Origin of the sequence: Blastococcus sp. TML/C7B (assembly GCF_016612845.1) — a bacterium.
Taxonomy (GTDB): Bacteria; Actinomycetota; Actinomycetes; order Mycobacteriales; family Geodermatophilaceae; genus Blastococcus.
The window spans coordinates 471,411-488,220 of the sequence record NZ_JAEOAA010000002.1 but is presented as its reverse complement, the minus strand read 5'-3'; the positions used below and the strand labels follow the sequence as shown (position 1 = coordinate 488,220).

The window sequence follows — 16,810 nt, the reverse complement described above, 5'->3', positions numbered from 1 at the left end:
GTCGGGTGATCCGCGCTTGCCGAGGTCAGAGGCGGGGTAGGGCCGGGCGGTGACCTGCTTCTCCTCGGCCGACGAGTCGGCCCACTACGGCTTCTCCGTCTGCATGCTCCTCGAGCACTACCGGGACCAGCTGGGCTGGGAGCGCGACGGCGTGGTCGAGCTGGGGAGCGGTGACGCCACCGCCATCTCCGACGTCGTGTCGAGCCTGCCCGGCCTGCGCGTCCGCGGCTTCGACATCAGCCCGCCCTCGGTCGACAAGGCCCGGGAGAACATCCGCGCCCGCGGCGTCGAGGACCGCTACACCGTCGAGCTGGGGAACTTCTTCGACCACGCCGACGCCTCCGGCGGGCCGCAGATCGCCACGGTGATCTCCAACCCGCCCTACATCCCCGCACCCGACCGCGACATCCTCATGCCCGAGCTCTGGGGCGGGGTGCACGGCAACGACCTGGTGCTGCAGCTGCTCAAGAGCGGCTACGACAACGTGATCGCCGCCGTCGCCAGCTACTCCGACCCGCTGACCACGATCCGCACCGCCGAGGACGCCGGCTACCGGGTGGCGAACTTCCTCGCGATGGGCCTGGACTACGGCACCTACAGCAGCGAGCCCAAGGTGCGCGACCACATCCGCCGGCTCGTCGCCGAGGGCCGCGGCTGGGCCGGCGACGACGAGTACATGGTCGCCGTGGCCCTGTTCACCCGGAACCCCGACGTCCCCGGCGACCGCGCCGACCAGCTGCTGCGGGCCCTGCAGTTGTGAGCCCCGGGGAGCGGGGCCCGCAGGGCCCCGCTCCCCGGGAGCGTCAGCGCCGCTTGGCGTAGCCGGCGAGACCGAACTGGAGCAGCGCCAGGCCCCGGCGGCCCTGGCGGCGCAGCTCGCCGGAGAGCTCCGGTCCGGTGACCCCGGCGAGCACGCGGTCGCGGGCCAGCTCCAGCAGCGACGCGTACAGCCCGAGGACGGCGTGCGCGGCGAGCCACGGCTCCACCTGACCGGGCCACGCCCGGGTCTCCTCGGCGATGAGGCCGGCCAGCGCGTCGGTGAGCTCGCCCAGGATCTCCCGCTCGCGCACCTGCAGCGTCCGGCTGCCTCGGATGACCCGCGCCATGCGGGCCACGCCCTCGGCGGCCTCCGGCGCGCCGAGCAGCCCCACGGCGGCGACGACGAAGCTCCCGGCCGCGGCGGACACCGACTCGCCCGACGGGCGGGAGCGCACCGCGTCGAGCAGCGCCTCGCGCATCGGCGGATCGGCGTCGAAGACCAGGCCCTCCTTCACCGGGAAGTGGTTGAACACCGTCTTCTCGACCACGCCCGCGCGCTTGGCGATCTCGATCACGCTCACCGCGTCGAAGCCCCGCTCGGCGAACAGCTCGGCAGCCGCGTCGACGATCCGGGCCCGCGTCTCCTGGTAACGCTGCTCACGTCGTCCGGGGGTGCGCGCGGCGCGCCGGGCCGCATCGGCACCGGCGGCGCCGGCAGGTGCACCGGGGTCGGCGGAGCCCGCAGCGTCCGCGGCGCCGGAGGTCTCGTCCGGACCGCCGTCCAGCACCTCGGCGGGCGGTTCGGGCGGCGGGGGAGCGGTGGGGAACGCCCTGATCAGCGGCGAGGGGACCGACGGCGTGCGGTCGGTCGCCGGCGCCGTCGGCACAGGGGGAAGCGGGTCGGTACGGGGCACAGCGCGGGCCACTCCAGTCACGCGCGCCACGCTAGTCACGACTCGGTAACGGTCCCGCGCGAGCACCGACGGCGCCGACGCTGGCGTGTCGCGCGCCCCGCGGTGTCGTGCACTCTGCGTGACCGACGGGTCGCGCTCGCGCGTCGGTGGACCGGCCGGTCACGCCCCCGTGAAAGCATGGAGGCCATGCGCATCGGCACCCTCGGACGTCGCCGGGCACAGGAGTCGGGACCGGGTGTCACTGGCACCGTCCGGCTGGACCGCCGCACCAAGAACCTGACCAAGCGGCTGCGCCCCGGCGACATCGCGGTCATCGACCACGTCGACATCGACCGGGTGAGCGCCGACGCGCTCGTCGGCTGCAAGGTCGCCGCGGTGGTCAACGCCGCGCCCAGCATCTCCGGCCGCTACCCCAACCTGGGCCCCGAGATCCTGGTCAACGCCGGGATCCCGCTGCTCGACGGCGTCGGCCGCGACGTCTTCGCCGCCCTCAAGGAGGGCGCCGAGGTCCGGCTGCACGAGGGCAAGCTGCTCACCGAGGACGGCACGGTCGTCGCCGAGGGCGTCGCACAGGACGCCGAGCGGGTCGCCGCCTCCATGGCCGAGGCGCGCGCCGGGCTCTCCACCCAGCTCGAGGCGTTCGCCGCCAACACGATGGAGTACATGAAGCGCGAGCGCGCGCTGCTCCTCGACGGCGTCGGCGTGCCCGACGTGACGACGCCGATCGACGGCCGGCACGTGCTGATCGTCGTCCGCGGCTACGACTACAAGGAGGACCTGCACGCGCTGCGGTCCTACATCCGCGACTACCGCCCGGTGCTCATCGGCGTCGACGGCGGCGCGGACGCGCTCATCGAGGCCGGCTACCAGCCCGAGATGATCATCGGGGACATGGACTCGGTGAGCGACGCCTCGCTCACCTCCGGCGCCGAGGTCGTCGTCCACGCCTACCCCGACGGGCGGGCTCCCGGCCTGCCGCGGGTGCAGGAGCTCGGCGTCGACGCGATCACCTTCCCCGCGGCGGCGACCAGCGAGGACATCGCGATGCTGCTGGCCGACGAGAAGGGCGCCAAGCTCATCGTCGCCGTCGGCACGCACGCCACCCTCGTGGAGTTCCTCGACAAGGGCCGCGGCGGCATGGCCTCCACCTTCCTCACCCGGCTGCGCCTGGGCGGCAAGCTCGTCGACGCCAAGGGCGTCAGCCGGCTCTACCGCAGCCGCATCTCCACCGCCGCGCTGGTGGTCCTGGTGCTGGCGGCCTTCGTCGCCATCGGCTCCACCCTCGCCGTCTCCTCGGCCGGACGCGTGTACTTCGATCTGCTGCTCGACCAATGGAACAGCTTCGTGTTCTGGCTGGAGAACCTCTTCTCGTGATCGACTTCCGCTACCACCTGGTCTCCCTGATCGCGGTCTTCCTGGCGATCGCGCTGGGCATCGTCGTCGGCACCACCCAGCTCAACGGGCCGATCCTGGACCGGCTGGAGACCCAGGTCGACTCCCTCGAGCAGGACAAGCGGTCGCTGGAGGACCAGACCCGGGAGCTGCAGGGCTCGCTGGACACCTCCGACGAGTTCGAGTCCGCGCTGGCCCCCGCCCTGGTGGACGGCGCGCTGGCCGGGAGCAGCGTGCTGCTCGTCGTCGCCAGCCCCGAGGTCGAGACCGGCGACGTCGAGGAGGTCAGCGCGCTGATCACCCAGGCCGGCGGCACGGTCTCCGGGCAGATCTCGCTCACCCCCGCCTACACCGACCCCTCCACGGAGTCCAGCCTGCGCAGCTACGTCACCGGCGCGGGCCTGCCCGCCGGGGTCACGCTGCCCGACGGCGACGACGCCGGCCGGCTGGTCGGCTCGCTGCTCGCCCAGGTGCTGATGATCCCCTCCGGTGGCACCGCCCCCGACACCGCCGCCACCGCCTCCGTGCTCGCCGGCCTGCCGGCGCTCGAGGTGCTGACCACCGACAGCGACTCGGTGAGCCCGGCCAACTTCGCGCTGGTCCTCACCGCCGGTGAGTTCACCGGGGCGCAGGCCGCCGAGCGGAACCAGACGCTGGTCGAGCTGGTGACCGCCTTCGACTCGGCCGGGTCCGGCGCGGTCGTCGCCGGCGACGCCGCCTCGGCGCGCGACAACGGCCTCATCGGCACGATCCGGGAGGACCCGACCGTCTCGGCGGCGGTCTCCACCGTGGACAACCTGGGCTCGCCGGCCGGCCAGATCAGCACCGTGCTGGCGCTGCGCGCCGAGGGCGAGGGCACCTCCGGCGCCTACGGCACCGGCGAGGACACCCAGCCGGTGCCGCCGGTGCGGCCCGCCACCTCGTGAGGCCGCGCAGCCGGGCGGCCCTCGCACTCGCCGGGGCCGGCGCCGGCCGGCTCGCGCTCGCCGGCGCGGCCGCGCTCATGGCGGACGAGCGCGGGGAGCCGTGGCGGCGCACGAACTACGCCGGCCGCCCGGTGACCCTGCTCGGTGGCCCCGCCCTGGCCGCCGCCGCCACCGCGACGTCCGCTCTGGGGGCGCCCGCGGGCTGGCGTGCCGCGGCGGTCGTCGCCGGCGGGGTGTCCGGCCTGGTCGGCGGGTACGACGACCTGGCCGGCGCCCGCCCGGAGCAGGCCCGGGACAAGGGCCTGGCCGGGCACCTGCGCGCCCTGCGGGCCGGCCGCGTCTCCGCCGGCGCGGTCAAGGTCGCCGGGATCGGCGCCGCCGGAGCGGTCGCCGCGCTGCTCACCTCCCGGGGCCGCGGCACCGGCGCGCTGGCCGACGCCGTCCTCACCACCGGCCTGGTCGCCGGCACCGCGAACCTGGTCAACCTGCTCGACCTCCGGCCCGGGCGGGCGGCGAAGGCCGGGCTGCTCACCGCCGCGGCCACGCTGGCTGGTCCGGCCGGCCCGCTGGTGGCCGGCCCGCTCGGTGCCACCGCCGCGGTGCTGCCCGCCGATCTCGGCGAGCGGGTCATGCTCGGCGACAGCGGGGCCAACGCCCTCGGGGCGCTGCTCGGCCTGCGCCTGGCCGCGGGGCCCTCGCGCGGCCGCCGGGCCGGTCTGCTGGCCGGCGTCGTCGCGCTGACGCTGGCCAGCGAGAAGGTCAGCTTCACGCGGGTCATCGAGGCCACTCCCGGCCTGCGGGACCTGGACCGGCTCGGCCGCCGGGCGTCGTGACCCGCCGGACGGTCGCGCAGGGGGTCGCCGGCGCGGCGGCGCTGATCGCCGTCCTCACGCTGCTGGCGCGGGTGGCCGGCTTCGGCCGCCAGCTGGTCTTCACCAACGCGGTGGGCGCGGACACCACCGGGGACACCTACCAGGCGGCCAACACCGTCCCCAACATCGTCTTCGAGGTCGTCGCCGGCGGCGCGCTGGCCAGCCTCGTCGTCCCCATGCTCGCCGGCGGGATCGCGGTCGGGGACCGGGAGCAGGTGCGCCGGACGGCGTCGGCGCTGCTCGGCTGGACGATGCTGGTCCTGGCGCCGCTCGCCGTGCTCATCGCCGTGTTCGCCGAGCCGATCGCCCGCGTGCTGGCTCCGGGCGACCAGGCGGAGGTCGACCTCGCCGCCCGGCTCCTGGTCGTCTTCGCCCCGCAGGTCGTGCTCTACGGCCTGGGCATCGTGCTGGCCGGCGTGCTGCAGGCCCACCGGCACTTCGCCGCCCCCGCGATCGCCCCGCTGCTCTCCAGCGTGGTGGTGGCCGGGGCCTACCTGGTCTTCGCGGCCATGGACGGCGGGCGGGAGGTCGGCGACCTGAGCCGCGCGGCCGAGCTGGTCCTCGGCGTGGGGACGACGCTGGGCGTGGTGGCGTTGAGCCTGAGCCTGCTCGTCCCGCTGCGCCGCCTCGGTCTGGGCCTGCGGCCCGCGCTGCGCTTCCCGGTGGGCGCCGCGCCGCGGGTCCGCCGGCTGGCCGTCGCGGGCGTGCTGACGCTGGCCGGCCAGCAGCTGGTCGCCTTCGTCGCCATCCGGCTCACCGGCGGGGACGCCCCCGACGGCAGCCTGGTGATCTACGGCGCCGGGCTCACGCTCTTCCTCGTCCCGTGGGCCGCACTGGCCGTGCCGCTGGCGACCTCGGCCTACCCGTGGCTCGCCGAGCGGGCCGAGCTCGGCGACGACGACGGGTACGCCCGGGCGCTGGCCCCGGTGACCGCGCTCGTGGTCGCCGCCTCGGCCGGGGCCGCCGCGCTGCTGGTCGCCGGGGCGGGGCCCGTGGCGCGGGTCTTCCTGAGCTCGGGCTCCGACGCCGGTGTGGCCGCCCTCCGCGACACCACGATCGCCTTCGCGCCGGGGCTCGTGGGCTACGGGCTGGTCGCCGTCCTCACCCGGGCGCTGTACGCGCGCGGGCTCTGGAAGGCGCCCACCGCCTGCGTGCTCGGCGGCTGGCTGCTGGCCTGCGTCGCCGACGTCGTCCTCGCCGCGGTGCTGCCCGACGAGCACCGGGCCGCGGCGCTCGGCGCCGGGCACACCCTCGGGGTGACCGTGGCCGGGCTGGCGCTCCTCGTCGTGGTCGCCCGCGCCGCGCCCGCCGGCTCGCTCGGCGGCCTGCCCCGCATCGGGGTGACCGCGCTCGTCGCGGCGGCGGCAGCAGCGGCCGCCGGGCTCGCCCTGTCCCGGTCCCTCGGCGGGGACCCGGTCCCCGGCGACGGGGTCCTCGCCGCCATCGGTGTCGGCGTGCTGGCCGGAGCGCTCGTGCTCGTCGTCTTCCCGGCCGTCATGATGGGGGCCGCGCGCGGTCCGCTGACCGCCGCGCTGCGCGCCCTGCGCGCACCCGACCGGCAGGAGGTGCACCGTGGCTGAGCGCCCGCTCGCCGGTCGCCGGGTCGTCGAGGTGCTGGCCACCAGCGCCGGCGGCGTCGGCACGCACGTCCGGGCGCTGCTGCCGGTGGTGCGCGAGGCCGGCGCCGACGTCGGCGTGTGCGGTGCCCCGGCGACCGAGGAGCTGTTCGGCTTCACCGCATCGGGGGCGGACTTCACGCCGGTGGGCATCTCCACCGGCCTGGCGCCGGTGGCCGACGCGCGCGCGGTGCTCCAGCTGCGCCGCGCGCTGGCCGGCGCGGACCTGGTGCACGCCCACGGCCTGCGCGCGGGTCTCGTGGCCGCGGCGGCGCTGCGGCTGCCCGGTGCCCGCCCACCGCTGGTGCTCACGCTGCACAACGCCCTGCAGGAGGGCGGCGGCCGGCTGCGCGGCGCGCTGCAGGCCCTGGAGCGGCTGACCGTGCGCGGCGCCGACCTCGTGCTCGCCGTCTCCAGCGACCTGGCGGCCAACGCCCGCCGGGCCGGCGCCCGCGACGTGCGGGTGGCCCCGGCGCTGGCCCCGCCCCTGGCCCCCGCGCAGCGCGACCGCGCCGCGGTCCGCGCCGAGCTGGGCCTGGCCGACGGCCGCGCGCTCGTGGTCGCGGTCGGGCGGCTGCACCCGCAGAAGGGCTACGACGTCCTGCTCGACGCCCTCGGCCGGTGGTCGGGGCGCAGCTCCGCGCCGCTGTTCGCCATCGCCGGCGACGGGCCGCTGCAGGACGAGCTCGCCGCCCGCGTCGCGGCCGAGCGGCTGCCGGTCGTGCTGCTCGGCCGCCGCGGCGACGTCGCCGACCTGCTGGGCGCCGCCGACGTCTGCGTGCTGCCCTCGCGCTGGGAGGGCAGCCCCTTCACCGCGCAGGAGGCGCTGCGCGCCGGCACCCCGCTGGTGTCCACCCGCGCCGGGGGCATCCCCGAGCTCGTGGGGGAGGGGGCCGACCTGGTGCCGGTCGGCGACGCCGACGCGCTGGCCGACGCCCTGGAGCGGGTGCTCACCGATCCGGCGCACGCCGCGGCACTGGTGGAGGCCGGTCTGCGCCAGGCGGAGCAGTGGCCCGACGAGGCCGGCGCCGGGCGCCGCGTCGTCGCCGTCTACCGGGAGCTGCTGGGCCCGCCGGCAGCCGCACCCCGGTGACCGGCACCCGGCGGTGGGCGCTGCCGCTGGTGCTGCTGCTGACCGTGCTGCTCGGCTGGGCGCCGCCGGCCGCGGCGGCGGACGACCCGGTGGACCGCGTGCTGGTGATCGGCGTCCCCGGTCTGGTCTGGAGCGACGTCGACCCCGCCGCGACCCCCACCCTGTGGCAGATGGCCGAGCAGGGCGCCGCGGGCGCGCTGTCGGTCCGCGCCGCGCGCGGCACCACCTGCCTGCTCGACGGCTGGGCCACCCTCGGCGCCGGCAACCGCGCCCGCTTCCCCGGCCCCGACGAGGGGCTGCCGCCGGTTCCGCTGCCGACCGTGCCGCTGCCGGAGGAAGGGCCCGGCGAGCCCGTGCCCGAGGGCGCCCCTGGCGGCGACGACGCCGGCGCCGAGGAACCGGCGCCGCGGGTGGACACCTCGCTCTCGCACTGCGGGCTGCAGGAGCGGATCGCCGCCGTGGCCCTGGACGACCCCGCGGCCACCGTGCAGCGCACCGCCGACGACGAGGGCACCGCCCGGTTCGGCGCCGAGCCCGCGGCCCTGGGCGCCGGCGTCGGCTGCGCCGCCGTCTCCGGTCGCGCGGCCGCCCTGGCCGCCGCCGCCCCGGGCGTGCAGCTGGACCGCCGCGTCGCCCTGCCGACCGATCCGGACGAACTCACCGCCTTCCTCGGCGGGTGCGACCTCGCGCTGGTCTCGCTGGACCAGCTCACGCTGGCCGGCAGCCCCGGCGCCGACCAGACCGACGACGGCACCGAGCCCCGGCCGCGCGCCGGCGCCCTGGGCCGGATCGAGGAGTCGCTGGCCCGGCTGCAGGCCGCCGTCGCCGCGCTGCCGGGCGACACCCTGGTGCTGCTCGCGGGCATCTCCGAGGTCAACGACGGCCGCCCCCAGCTGCACGTCGGCATCGCCACCGGCCCGGGCTTCGACTCCGGGGGCTGGCTGCGCTCGGCGAGCACCGGCCGCGCCCCCTACGTCCAGCTGATCGACCTGGCGCCCACGGCGCTGCGGGCCCTGGGGCTGGACGTGCCGGCGTCGATGAACGGCCAGCCGCTGCGGGTGGACGGCGACCGGCCGGAGCTGGCGCGGGCGGTCACCGAGCTCGAGCAGATGAACGTGGCGGCCACGGTGCACCACCGCAACGTCGGCGCCTTCTTCTGGATCGTCGTCGGGGTCGGGGCGGTGCTCGTCGCGCTCGGCCTGCTGCTGCTGGGGGTCCGCGGCCGGTCCGCGGAGCCGCGCGCCCCCGTCCGCCGGGCCCGGGCGCTGCTGCGGGTGCTCTGCCTGGCGGTGGCCGCGCTGCCGGTGGGCACCTACCTGGCGGGGTTCGTGCCGTGGGAGCGCACCGGCGAGCCGCTGCCCTCGCTGGTGCTGGCGGTGCTGGGCGCCGTCGTCGTCGTCACCGCGGTCGCGGCGCTCGGGCCGTGGCGGCGCAGCCCGCTGGGCCCGCCGCTGGTGGTCCTGGCCGTCACCCTCGCGACCCTCGTCGGGGACGTCGTCACCGGCTCGACGCTCGAGCTCAACGGCCTGCTCGGGTACGACGCCATCGTCGCCGGCCGCTTCACCGGCTACGGCAACCTGAGCTTCGGCCTGCTGTCGGTCAGCGCGCTGCTGGTGACGGCGGCGGTCGCCACCGCCGTCGGGCGCCGGGTGCCCGAGGAGCGCCGCCGCACGGTCGTGGGCGGGGTGGTGCTGCTCGCCGGCGTCCTCACCGTCGGGGTCATCGGGGCGCCGTCCCTGGGCCGGGACTTCGGCGGCGTGCTCGCCGCGCTGCCCGGCTTCCTGCTGCTGGCGATGCTGCTCACGCGGCTGCGGATCACCGTGCTGCGGTTCACCGCGATCCTGGCCGTCGCGGTCCTCGCCGTCGGCAGCATCGCCGTCCTGGACTGGGCCGGGCCGGCGGCCGAGCGCAGCCACCTCGGCCGGTTCGTCGAGCAGGTGCTCACCGGCAAGGCGTGGACGGTCGTCTCGCGCAAGGCCTCGGCCAACCTCGACATCCTGCTCGGCAGCCCGCTGGCCTGGATGCTGCCCGTCGCGCTCGTGGCCGCGGTCTGGCTGGTCCGGCCGGGCGGCCCGCTGCGCACCGTCGACGGGGTGCCGCCCGGCGGGCTGACCGCCGCCGACGCCGCCGTGCTGCGCGCCGGGCTGCTCGCCGGCGCCCTGAGCCTCACCCTGGGGGCGGCGGTCAACGACTCCGGGGTGGCGCTCCCGGCGACCGCCGCGGCGCTGCTCGTGCCGCTGCTGGTCCGGCTGGCGGCAGCGCCCCGGATCGGGACACCGCCGGAGGGGGAGGGCGCGCGTGGCGCTGCCCACTCCGGCCCGGACGACGACCCGGACCGTGTTACGGTCGTCTCCCGTGGATCGACCGTCTGGAACGCCTGAATCCGTCGCGTCACGCGGCCTCCTCCGCAACTCCCAGCCGACGAAGTTCGTCTTCGTCACCGGCGGGGTTGTCTCCTCCCTCGGCAAGGGCCTGACCGCCAGTTCGCTGGGCGCGCTGCTGTCCGCGCGCGGCCTGAGGGTGACCATGCAGAAGCTGGACCCCTACCTCAACGTCGACCCCGGGACGATGAACCCGTTCCAGCACGGCGAGGTCTTCGTCACCGAGGACGGCGCCGAGACCGACCTCGACGTCGGGCACTACGAGCGCTTCCTGGACATCGACCTCTCCGGCCGGGCCAACGTCACCACCGGCCAGGTCTACTCGGACGTGATCGCCAAGGAGCGGCGCGGCGAGTACCTTGGTGACACCGTGCAGGTCATCCCGCACATCACCAACGAGATCAAGTCGCGCATCCTGGCCGGCGCCGAGAGCGCGGACCGGGTGGACGTCGTCATCACCGAGATCGGCGGCACGGTCGGCGACATCGAGTCGCTGCCTTTCCTCGAGGCCGCCCGCCAGGTGCGGCACGAGCTGGGCCGGGACAACTGCTTCTTCCTGCACATCTCGCTGATCCCCTACATCGCACCGTCGGGGGAGCTGAAGACCAAGCCGACGCAGCACTCGGTCGCCGCGCTGCGCAGCATCGGCATCCAGCCCGACGCGCTGGTCTGCCGGTCGGACCGGGAGATCTCCGAGGGCCTCAAGCGCAAGATCAGCCTGATGTGCGACACCGACGCCGAGGGGGTCATCTCCTGCCCCGACGCGCCGTCGATCTACGACATCCCGAAGGTGCTGCACAGCGAGGGCCTCGACGCGTTCGTCGTCCGTCGGCTCGGGCTGCCCTTCCGCGACGTCGACTGGACCGTGTGGGGTGACCTGCTCGACCGGGTGCACGCGCCCAAGCAGACGGTGAGGATCGCGCTGGTCGGCAAGTACATCGACCTGCCCGACGCCTACCTGTCGGTCACCGAGGCGCTGCGCGCCGGCGGGTTCGCCCACCGCAGCCGGGTGCAGATCCGCTGGGTGCCCTCGGACGACTGCGAGACCCCCGAGGGGGCGGCGAAGGCGCTGGCCGGCGTCGACGGCGTCTGCGTCCCCGGCGGGTTCGGCGTCCGCGGCATCGAGGGCAAGCTCGGCGCGATCCGGCACACCCGGACCAACGGCATCCCGACCCTCGGGCTGTGCCTGGGCCTGCAGTGCATGGTCATCGAGTACGCCCGCGACGTCGCCGGCCTGGAGAAGGCCAACTCCACCGAGTTCGAGCCCGAGACCCCCGAGCCCGTCATCGCCACGATGGCCACGCAGCTCGACGTCGTCTCCGGTGAGCGCGACATGGGCGGCACGATGCGGCTGGGCAGCTACCCGGCTGCGCTGCTGCCCGGCTCGGTGACGGCGAAGGTCTACGGCTCGACCGAGATCACCGAGCGGCACCGGCACCGCTACGAGGTCGCCAACGCCTACCGCGACCGGCTCACCGAGGCCGGCCTGGTGTTCTCCGGCACCTCGCCCGACGGCACGCTGGTCGAGTTCGCCGAGCTGCCCGCCGACGTGCACCCGTTCTTCGTGGGCACCCAGGCGCACCCGGAGCTCAAGAGCCGCCCGACCCGCCCGCACCCGCTGTTCGCCGGGTTCGTGCAGGCCGCCGTCGACTACCAGGAGTCCGGCCGGCTGCCGGTCACCTTCGACGAGGCGCAGCAGGTCGGCACCTGATGCCCGACGCCGCCGCCGGGCACGAGTACCGCGTCCTGGCCAGCGAGGACGTGTTCGACGGGCACGTCATCTCGCTGCGCCGGGACACCGTGGCCATGCCCGGCGGCGGCGAGTCGGTGCGCGAGGTGGTGAGGCACCCCGGTGCGGTCGCCGTCGTCGCGCTCGACGACGAGGGCCGGGTGGTGCTGCTGCGCCAGTACCGGCATCCGGTGGGCGCCTACCTCTGGGAGCTGCCCGCCGGCCTGCGCGACGCCGACGGCGAGCCCCCGCTGGCGACGGCGAAGCGCGAGCTGGCCGAGGAGGCGCTGCTGGCCGCCGAGCGGTGGTCGCTGCTCACCACCACGTACAGCACGCCGGGCTTCTGCGACGAGCTCGTGCTGGTGTACCTCGCCGAGGGGCTTCGCGACGTCGCCCGGCCCGACGGGTTCACCGTGGAGCACGAGGAGCTGGACATGACGATCGAGCGGGTGCCGCTGGCCGACGCCGTGCAGCGGGTCTTCGACGGCGACATCCGGAACTCGGCGGCGGTCGTCGGTCTGCTGGCGGCGGCGCAGGCGCGCGCGACCGGGCCTCGGCTGCGGGACGTCGACGCCACCTGAGGGCGGCCCGGCAGGGCGGCGGATCGGGCTGACCCCGCCGGTGCTGTCGGCCGAAAGGCAGCCACGGTGTCTGGCCCTGACGCACGGCACTCGCCCTGGGCGGCCCACTCAGGGACAGCGGACTCAAGGGAGAAAGAGGGCTGAGCCCGTAGTTACCCTGCCCCGGTGCTGATGTGCTCACGGACCTCCTGAGATGCGACTCCGAGAGACGGCGATCCACTGGCTGGACGGCACGCCAGCGCACGACCGAGCCCGCTTCAGACACCTCACCAACCTCGTGGCGAGTTGTTTCGACGCCTGCCTCGAACCGGTTCAGACCGACTTCGTGGTCAAGGTCAACACCGTCCTCCGGTCCACGCCCACATGGCCTGACCTGACCGTCATCCCTGTGCGGAATGACAAGGAGGACACCGTGGTGGGGGTCGAGAGGGCCATCGACCCAGCCGAGGTGCTATCGGGCACGGACGATGAAGTGCTTGCGGCCGTCCTGCGCATCCACGTGGAATCGCTGGTCCACCTCGCGTCCGCGCGTGGCTGGGACCCCCAGCCCTTCGTTCGTGCCGGGGATTGTGTCTTAGCAAGTGGCTACGAGATCCGCGCGTCACTGCCGGACAAGGTCAATCGCTTCCAGCGGGACATCGTTGCTCGCGCTTGGGGCGTGATTGATCGGGAGTCCGGGCGCATCACCCTCGCTGTGTACGACAGCACCGGACGAGAACTGAAGCGGACCGAGACGTCGTTTCCTCCCAGCTGGGACCTTTTGAAGAACGGGCTGCACAAGATCGCGTGGACGGACCGACGCTCGGCTGAGTTGCAGCCTCGGCAGCGCGGTGGCATCGATGTGGGCCCTCGGCTCACGGTGGAGACACCTGCCGAAAGCTGATGGACGAAATGTCCCCAAAGCCGCCTGCAGGGCGGGTGCGCGCCGGGTTGTAGGGGCGACGTCATCGCCCTCACCGATGGGAGTCACTACCACTCGGCGCGACGGTCCGACCAGCGAAAAGTGTCAGACCTGCTCTCTAGCGTGTGGGCATGGGAACGTTGGCGGGGACCTCCGTGGTGGAGGGGGTGCTCATCGACTGGGTGGGTGCCCGGCCGGAGGCGCACCTGGACCTGCCGGCCGAGTGGCTGACCGATGAGCAGGTGGCCGGGGAGCTGGGCCGGATCGAGCGGGACCGGGCGCGGCAGACCGCCCGGGAGGCGCAGCTGATCCTGCGGCTGGCGGAGCTGCGGCCCGACACCGACGACCCGCCACCCGGCACGCCGGGTGCGCGGCGGCGGAGTTGGCGGAAGACCGATCCGGAGTTCGCCGGGGTGAGCGAGTTCTTCGTCGACGAGGTGGCGCACGCGCTGAATCTGGGGCGGGGGACGGCGGCGTTCCGGGCGCGGCGGGCGTTCACCTGGCGGGACAACCTGCCGGCCACCTTCGCGTTGTTGCGGCGGGGTGGGATCGACGAGCGCCGGGCCGGGGTGCTGGCCGATGCGCTGCAGGCCACGACGCCGGCGCTGGCGCAGGCGGTGGAGGCGGCACTGCTGCCGGGGGCGGGGGAGTTGTCGCTGGCGCGGCTGCGGGAGCGGGCGCTGGCGCTGCTGGCCGAGCTGGATGCGGCGGCGGTGGAGGAGCGGCGGGCGGAGGCGCAGCGGGCGGCCGATGTGCGGGTGGCGCCCACCGTGGACGGCATGGCGACGCTGACCGGTGAGCTGACCGTGGAGGAGGCGGCCGCCTGCTACGCGGTGATCGACCAGCTGGCGGCGATGGCGAAGGCCGATGGCGACGAGCGGCCGATCGGGCAGATCCGCGCGGCGGTGATGGCGATGCTGATCCGCCGCCCGGCCGATCACGGGCTGGGTGGGGTGTCGGTGCAGCTGACCGTGACCGCCGCTTTGGACGGGCTCGCCGGGGACACCGCCGCGGGCGGTGAGGTCGCGGGGTTCGCGGTCACCGCCGCGCAGCTGCGCGAGCTGCTGGCCCGGGTGGAGGCGCTGGGGTTGACGACGCCGGCCGGGGGGTCGCTGTCGTTCGCGCTCACCGACCAGCGGGGGCGGCTGCTGGCCACGGTGACCGCCGGGGAACTCGCCCGCCTCGCGGCGACGGGCTGCCCGCAGCACCCCGACGCCGACCCCGACCCCGACGCAGACGCAGACGCAGACGCCGACGATGGCTGCGGCTGCGCCGTCCTCGGCATGCCCGACGACACCGCCGGCTACGAGCCGCGGGCGGGGCAGCGGCGGTTCGTCGCCACCCGGGACCGGCGCTGCCGGATGCCGAACTGCGGGCAGCGGGTCGGCTGGGCCGACCTGGACCACGTGGTCGCCCACGCCGACGGTGGGGCGACGTCGTGCGCGAACCTGTGCTGCGCCTGCCGCTCCCACCACCGGCTCAAGACCTTCGCCCGCGGCTGGCGCTTCCGCATGGACCCCGACGGCACGCTGCACGTGACCAGCCCCTCGGGCATCACCCGCACGACCCGCCCACCGGGCCTGCGACCACCGGAACCACCACCCTCACCACCCGACCCCGCCGACGACCCGCCGCCGTTCTGATCCGGTGGGATGTCGACCGGTCGATCTGTCGACCGGTCGACATGGGCCCGCGCGTGTCGGCGTGCTTTCAGTTCGCCGGCAGGCGCAGGCCGAGTCGTTCCAGCTCGAGCCCGGCCAGGGCCCGGACAGCCGTCGGGTCGCCGGCCCGCCACGCCGCTCCGGTGCCCGGCGGCAGCGCGGCCAGCCGGGGGAGGGGCGCGGTCGCCATCGCTCGCGCAGCGAGCAGCTCGAGGTCCGGGTGCGCCACCGCCGCCCCGGTCGGCTCCGCCGCGGCGCTGCTCGACAGCGACCCCGTCGCCACCGCACCCCGTCCCGCTGCCGCGGCCGGTCGAGCCCCCGACAGCAGCTGCCCGGCGGCCGCGGCCTCGCGCACCCAACGGGCGCGCCACGGCAGCCAGCGCAGCAGCAGCCAGCCCACCGGGAGGACGACGAGGGCGACGGCGAGGATCGTCGCCAGCGTGTCGACGGCGTCCTGCGCGCTCTGACTGGCGCCCCGGACCGAACCGCTCGCGCGGGCCAGCGCCTCGAACGGGGTGGCCAGCTCGTCGCCCACCAGCGGCACGTCCTCGGCCACGCCCGCCGCCGAGCCCATGCTGCCGGCGACCGAGCGGCCGAGGTCCTCGACCGCCCTGCCCGGCTCGGCCAGCAGCAGCACCGCCCCGTGCACCGCCCGCGCGGCGAGCACCCAGCCCACGACCCACACCAGCAGCCCGACGTCGGCGGCGAGCTGGCGCAGGCGGAGGGCGGGGTGCTGGGCGTACAGGCGCATCCGCCCATCCTTCGGCCGGCGAGGAGCGCCCGCAGGTCGAGTGCGAGCGCGCGGGACCGCCCGCAGGTCGGGCGTAGCGAGCTCCTCGCGTGCCTAGACTCCCGCGCATGCAGGTCGGGGTGGCCCGGGAGGTCAAGAGCGGTGAGTACCGGGTGGCGCTCACCCCCGCCGGCGTGACCGAGCTCGTCCGGGCCGGGCACACCGTGCTGGTCGAGAGCGGCGCGGGCGCGGGCTCCTCGATCCCCGACGCCGAGTACGCCGACGCCGGCGCGCGCCTGGTGCCCGACGCCGACGTCGTCTGGGCCGACGCGGACCTGCTGCTCAAGGTCAAGGAGCCGGTCGCCGAGGAGTACGGGCGGCTGCGGGCCAGCCAGACGCTGTTCACCTACCTCCACCTCGCGGCCAGCGAGGAGTGCACCGCAGCCCTGGTCGCCTCGGGCACCACCGCGATCGCCTACGAGACGGTCCAGACCGCCGACGGCGCGCTCCCGCTGCTCGCGCCGATGTCCGAGGTCGCCGGCCGGATGGCCCCGCAGGTGGGGGCGCACGCCCTCGAGCGGGCGCACGGCGGCCGCGGCGTGCTGCTCGGCGGCGTCCCCGGGGTGCACGCGGCCACCGTCGTCGTCCTGGGGGCGGGCGTCGCCGGGATGAGCGCGGCGGCGATCGCGCTGGGCATGCAGGCGGAGGTCGTCGTCCTCGACAAGGACATCGACAAGCTGCGCGCCGCCGACCGGATCTACCAGGGCCACCTGCAGACCGTCGCCTCCACCGCGTACGAGGTCGAACGGGCGGTGCTCGGCGCCGACCTGGTGATCGGCGCGGTCCTGGTGCCGGGGGCCCGGGCACCGGTGCTGGTCAGCAACGAGCTGGTGTCGCGCATGCGGCCGGGGTCGGTGCTGGTGGACATCGCCGTCGACCAGGGCGGCTGCTTCGAGGACACCCGCCCGACCACCCACGACGAGCCGACCTTCCGCGTGCACGACTCGGTCTTCTACTGCGTGGCCAACATGCCCGGCGCGGTGCCGAACACCTCCACCCACGCGCTGACCAACGTCACGCTGCCCTACGTCATGGCCCTCGCCGAGCACGGCACCGTCGAGGCGGTGGCGGCCGACCCGGCGCTGGCCCGCGGGGTCAACCCCGTCGCGGGCGGCGCCGTCGTCCTGCCCGAGGTGGCCGGGGCGCACGGGCTGACCGCCGTCCCGCTGGCGGAGGTGCTGTCCTGACCGTCGCC

Annotated in this window: 14 protein-coding genes; 12 read left to right on the top strand and 2 right to left on the bottom strand. The window is 75.6% G+C overall.

Annotated elements, in window-relative coordinates:
- Positions 1-49 precede the first annotated feature (49 nt).
- Entirely contained in the window at positions 50-760 is a 711-nt protein-coding gene (locus tag JKP76_RS15250) for a methylase (protein WP_200491774.1), read from the top strand.
- A gap of 43 nt (positions 761-803) precedes the next feature.
- On the opposite strand, the gene JKP76_RS15245 is transcribed toward JKP76_RS15250, so the two are convergent.
- The gene (locus tag JKP76_RS15245; protein ID WP_309233005.1) at positions 804-1,694 is read right to left on the bottom strand and encodes a helix-turn-helix domain-containing protein; all 891 of its coding nucleotides are present in this window, start codon (positions 1,692-1,694) and stop codon (positions 804-806) included.
- A gap of 156 nt (positions 1,695-1,850) precedes the next feature.
- On the opposite strand from JKP76_RS15245, the gene steA reads away from it, so the two are divergent.
- From steA to JKP76_RS15195, 10 genes are all read left to right on the top strand, one after another.
- Entirely contained in the window at positions 1,851-3,047 is a 1,197-nt protein-coding gene (gene steA / locus JKP76_RS15240) for a putative cytokinetic ring protein SteA (protein WP_242471964.1), read from the top strand.
- Positions 3,044-3,991, top strand: coding sequence for a copper transporter (locus tag JKP76_RS15235; RefSeq protein WP_200491772.1), 948 nt, complete (start codon positions 3,044-3,046; stop codon positions 3,989-3,991). Before steA ends, JKP76_RS15235 begins: the two co-directional genes overlap by 4 nt.
- Positions 3,988-4,824, top strand: a complete 837-nt coding sequence (locus tag JKP76_RS15230) for a hypothetical protein (RefSeq protein WP_200491771.1) — start codon at positions 3,988-3,990, stop codon at positions 4,822-4,824. Before JKP76_RS15235 ends, JKP76_RS15230 begins: the two co-directional genes overlap by 4 nt.
- On the top strand, positions 4,821-6,443 hold the full coding sequence (gene murJ, locus JKP76_RS15225) for a murein biosynthesis integral membrane protein MurJ (RefSeq protein ID WP_200491770.1): 1,623 nt from the start codon (positions 4,821-4,823) through the stop codon (positions 6,441-6,443). Before JKP76_RS15230 ends, murJ begins: the two co-directional genes overlap by 4 nt.
- The gene (locus JKP76_RS15220; RefSeq protein ID WP_200491769.1) at positions 6,436-7,572 is read left to right on the top strand and encodes a glycosyltransferase family 4 protein; all 1,137 of its coding nucleotides are present in this window, start codon (positions 6,436-6,438) and stop codon (positions 7,570-7,572) included. Before murJ ends, JKP76_RS15220 begins: the two co-directional genes overlap by 8 nt.
- Positions 7,569-9,953: a hypothetical protein gene (locus tag JKP76_RS15215; protein WP_200491768.1), complete on the top strand. Its 2,385-nt coding sequence runs from the start codon at positions 7,569-7,571 to the stop codon at positions 9,951-9,953. The genes JKP76_RS15220 and JKP76_RS15215 overlap by 4 nt, the downstream gene beginning before the upstream one ends.
- Positions 9,928-11,664: a CTP synthase gene (locus JKP76_RS15210; RefSeq protein WP_200491767.1), complete on the top strand. Its 1,737-nt coding sequence runs from the start codon at positions 9,928-9,930 to the stop codon at positions 11,662-11,664. Before JKP76_RS15215 ends, JKP76_RS15210 begins: the two co-directional genes overlap by 26 nt.
- Entirely contained in the window at positions 11,664-12,263 is a 600-nt protein-coding gene (locus JKP76_RS15205) for an NUDIX hydrolase (protein WP_200491766.1), read from the top strand. Before JKP76_RS15210 ends, JKP76_RS15205 begins: the two co-directional genes overlap by 1 nt.
- Positions 12,264-12,456: 193 nt before the next feature.
- Positions 12,457-13,146, top strand: coding sequence for a hypothetical protein (locus JKP76_RS15200; protein WP_200491765.1), 690 nt, complete (start codon positions 12,457-12,459; stop codon positions 13,144-13,146).
- 149 nt (positions 13,147-13,295) lie between these two features.
- Positions 13,296-14,807 carry an HNH endonuclease signature motif containing protein gene (locus tag JKP76_RS15195; protein WP_200491764.1) on the top strand — a complete coding sequence of 504 codons (1,512 nt, stop codon included), beginning with the start codon at positions 13,296-13,298 and terminating at the stop codon, positions 14,805-14,807.
- 67 nt (positions 14,808-14,874) lie between these two features.
- Here JKP76_RS15195 and JKP76_RS15190 read toward each other — a convergent pair whose 3' ends face one another.
- Positions 14,875-15,576 (bottom strand): hypothetical protein, encoded by a 702-nt coding sequence (locus JKP76_RS15190; RefSeq protein ID WP_200491763.1) that lies wholly within the window; start codon positions 15,574-15,576, stop codon positions 14,875-14,877.
- A gap of 107 nt (positions 15,577-15,683) precedes the next feature.
- On the opposite strand from JKP76_RS15190, the gene ald reads away from it, so the two are divergent.
- On the top strand, positions 15,684-16,802 hold the full coding sequence (gene ald / locus JKP76_RS15185; RefSeq protein ID WP_200491762.1) for an alanine dehydrogenase: 1,119 nt from the start codon (positions 15,684-15,686) through the stop codon (positions 16,800-16,802).
- The last annotated feature ends 8 nt before the right edge of the window (positions 16,803-16,810 follow it).

Bases quoted from the DNA above. Each gene is read 5' to 3' on its own strand.
- steA (WP_242471964.1), top strand. From the start codon at position 1,851: ATGGAGGCCATGCGCATCGGCACCCTCGGACGTCGCCGGGCACAGGAG.
- JKP76_RS15205 (WP_200491766.1), top strand. From the start codon at position 11,664: ATGCCCGACGCCGCCGCCGGGCACGAGTACCGCGTCCTGGCCAGCGAG.
- JKP76_RS15200 (WP_200491765.1), top strand. From the start codon at position 12,457: ATGCGACTCCGAGAGACGGCGATCCACTGGCTGGACGGCACGCCAGCG.
- JKP76_RS15195 (WP_200491764.1), top strand. From the start codon at position 13,296: ATGGGAACGTTGGCGGGGACCTCCGTGGTGGAGGGGGTGCTCATCGAC.
- JKP76_RS15190 (WP_200491763.1), bottom strand. From the start codon at position 15,576: ATGCGCCTGTACGCCCAGCACCCCGCCCTCCGCCTGCGCCAGCTCGCC.
- ald (WP_200491762.1), top strand. From the start codon at position 15,684: ATGCAGGTCGGGGTGGCCCGGGAGGTCAAGAGCGGTGAGTACCGGGTG.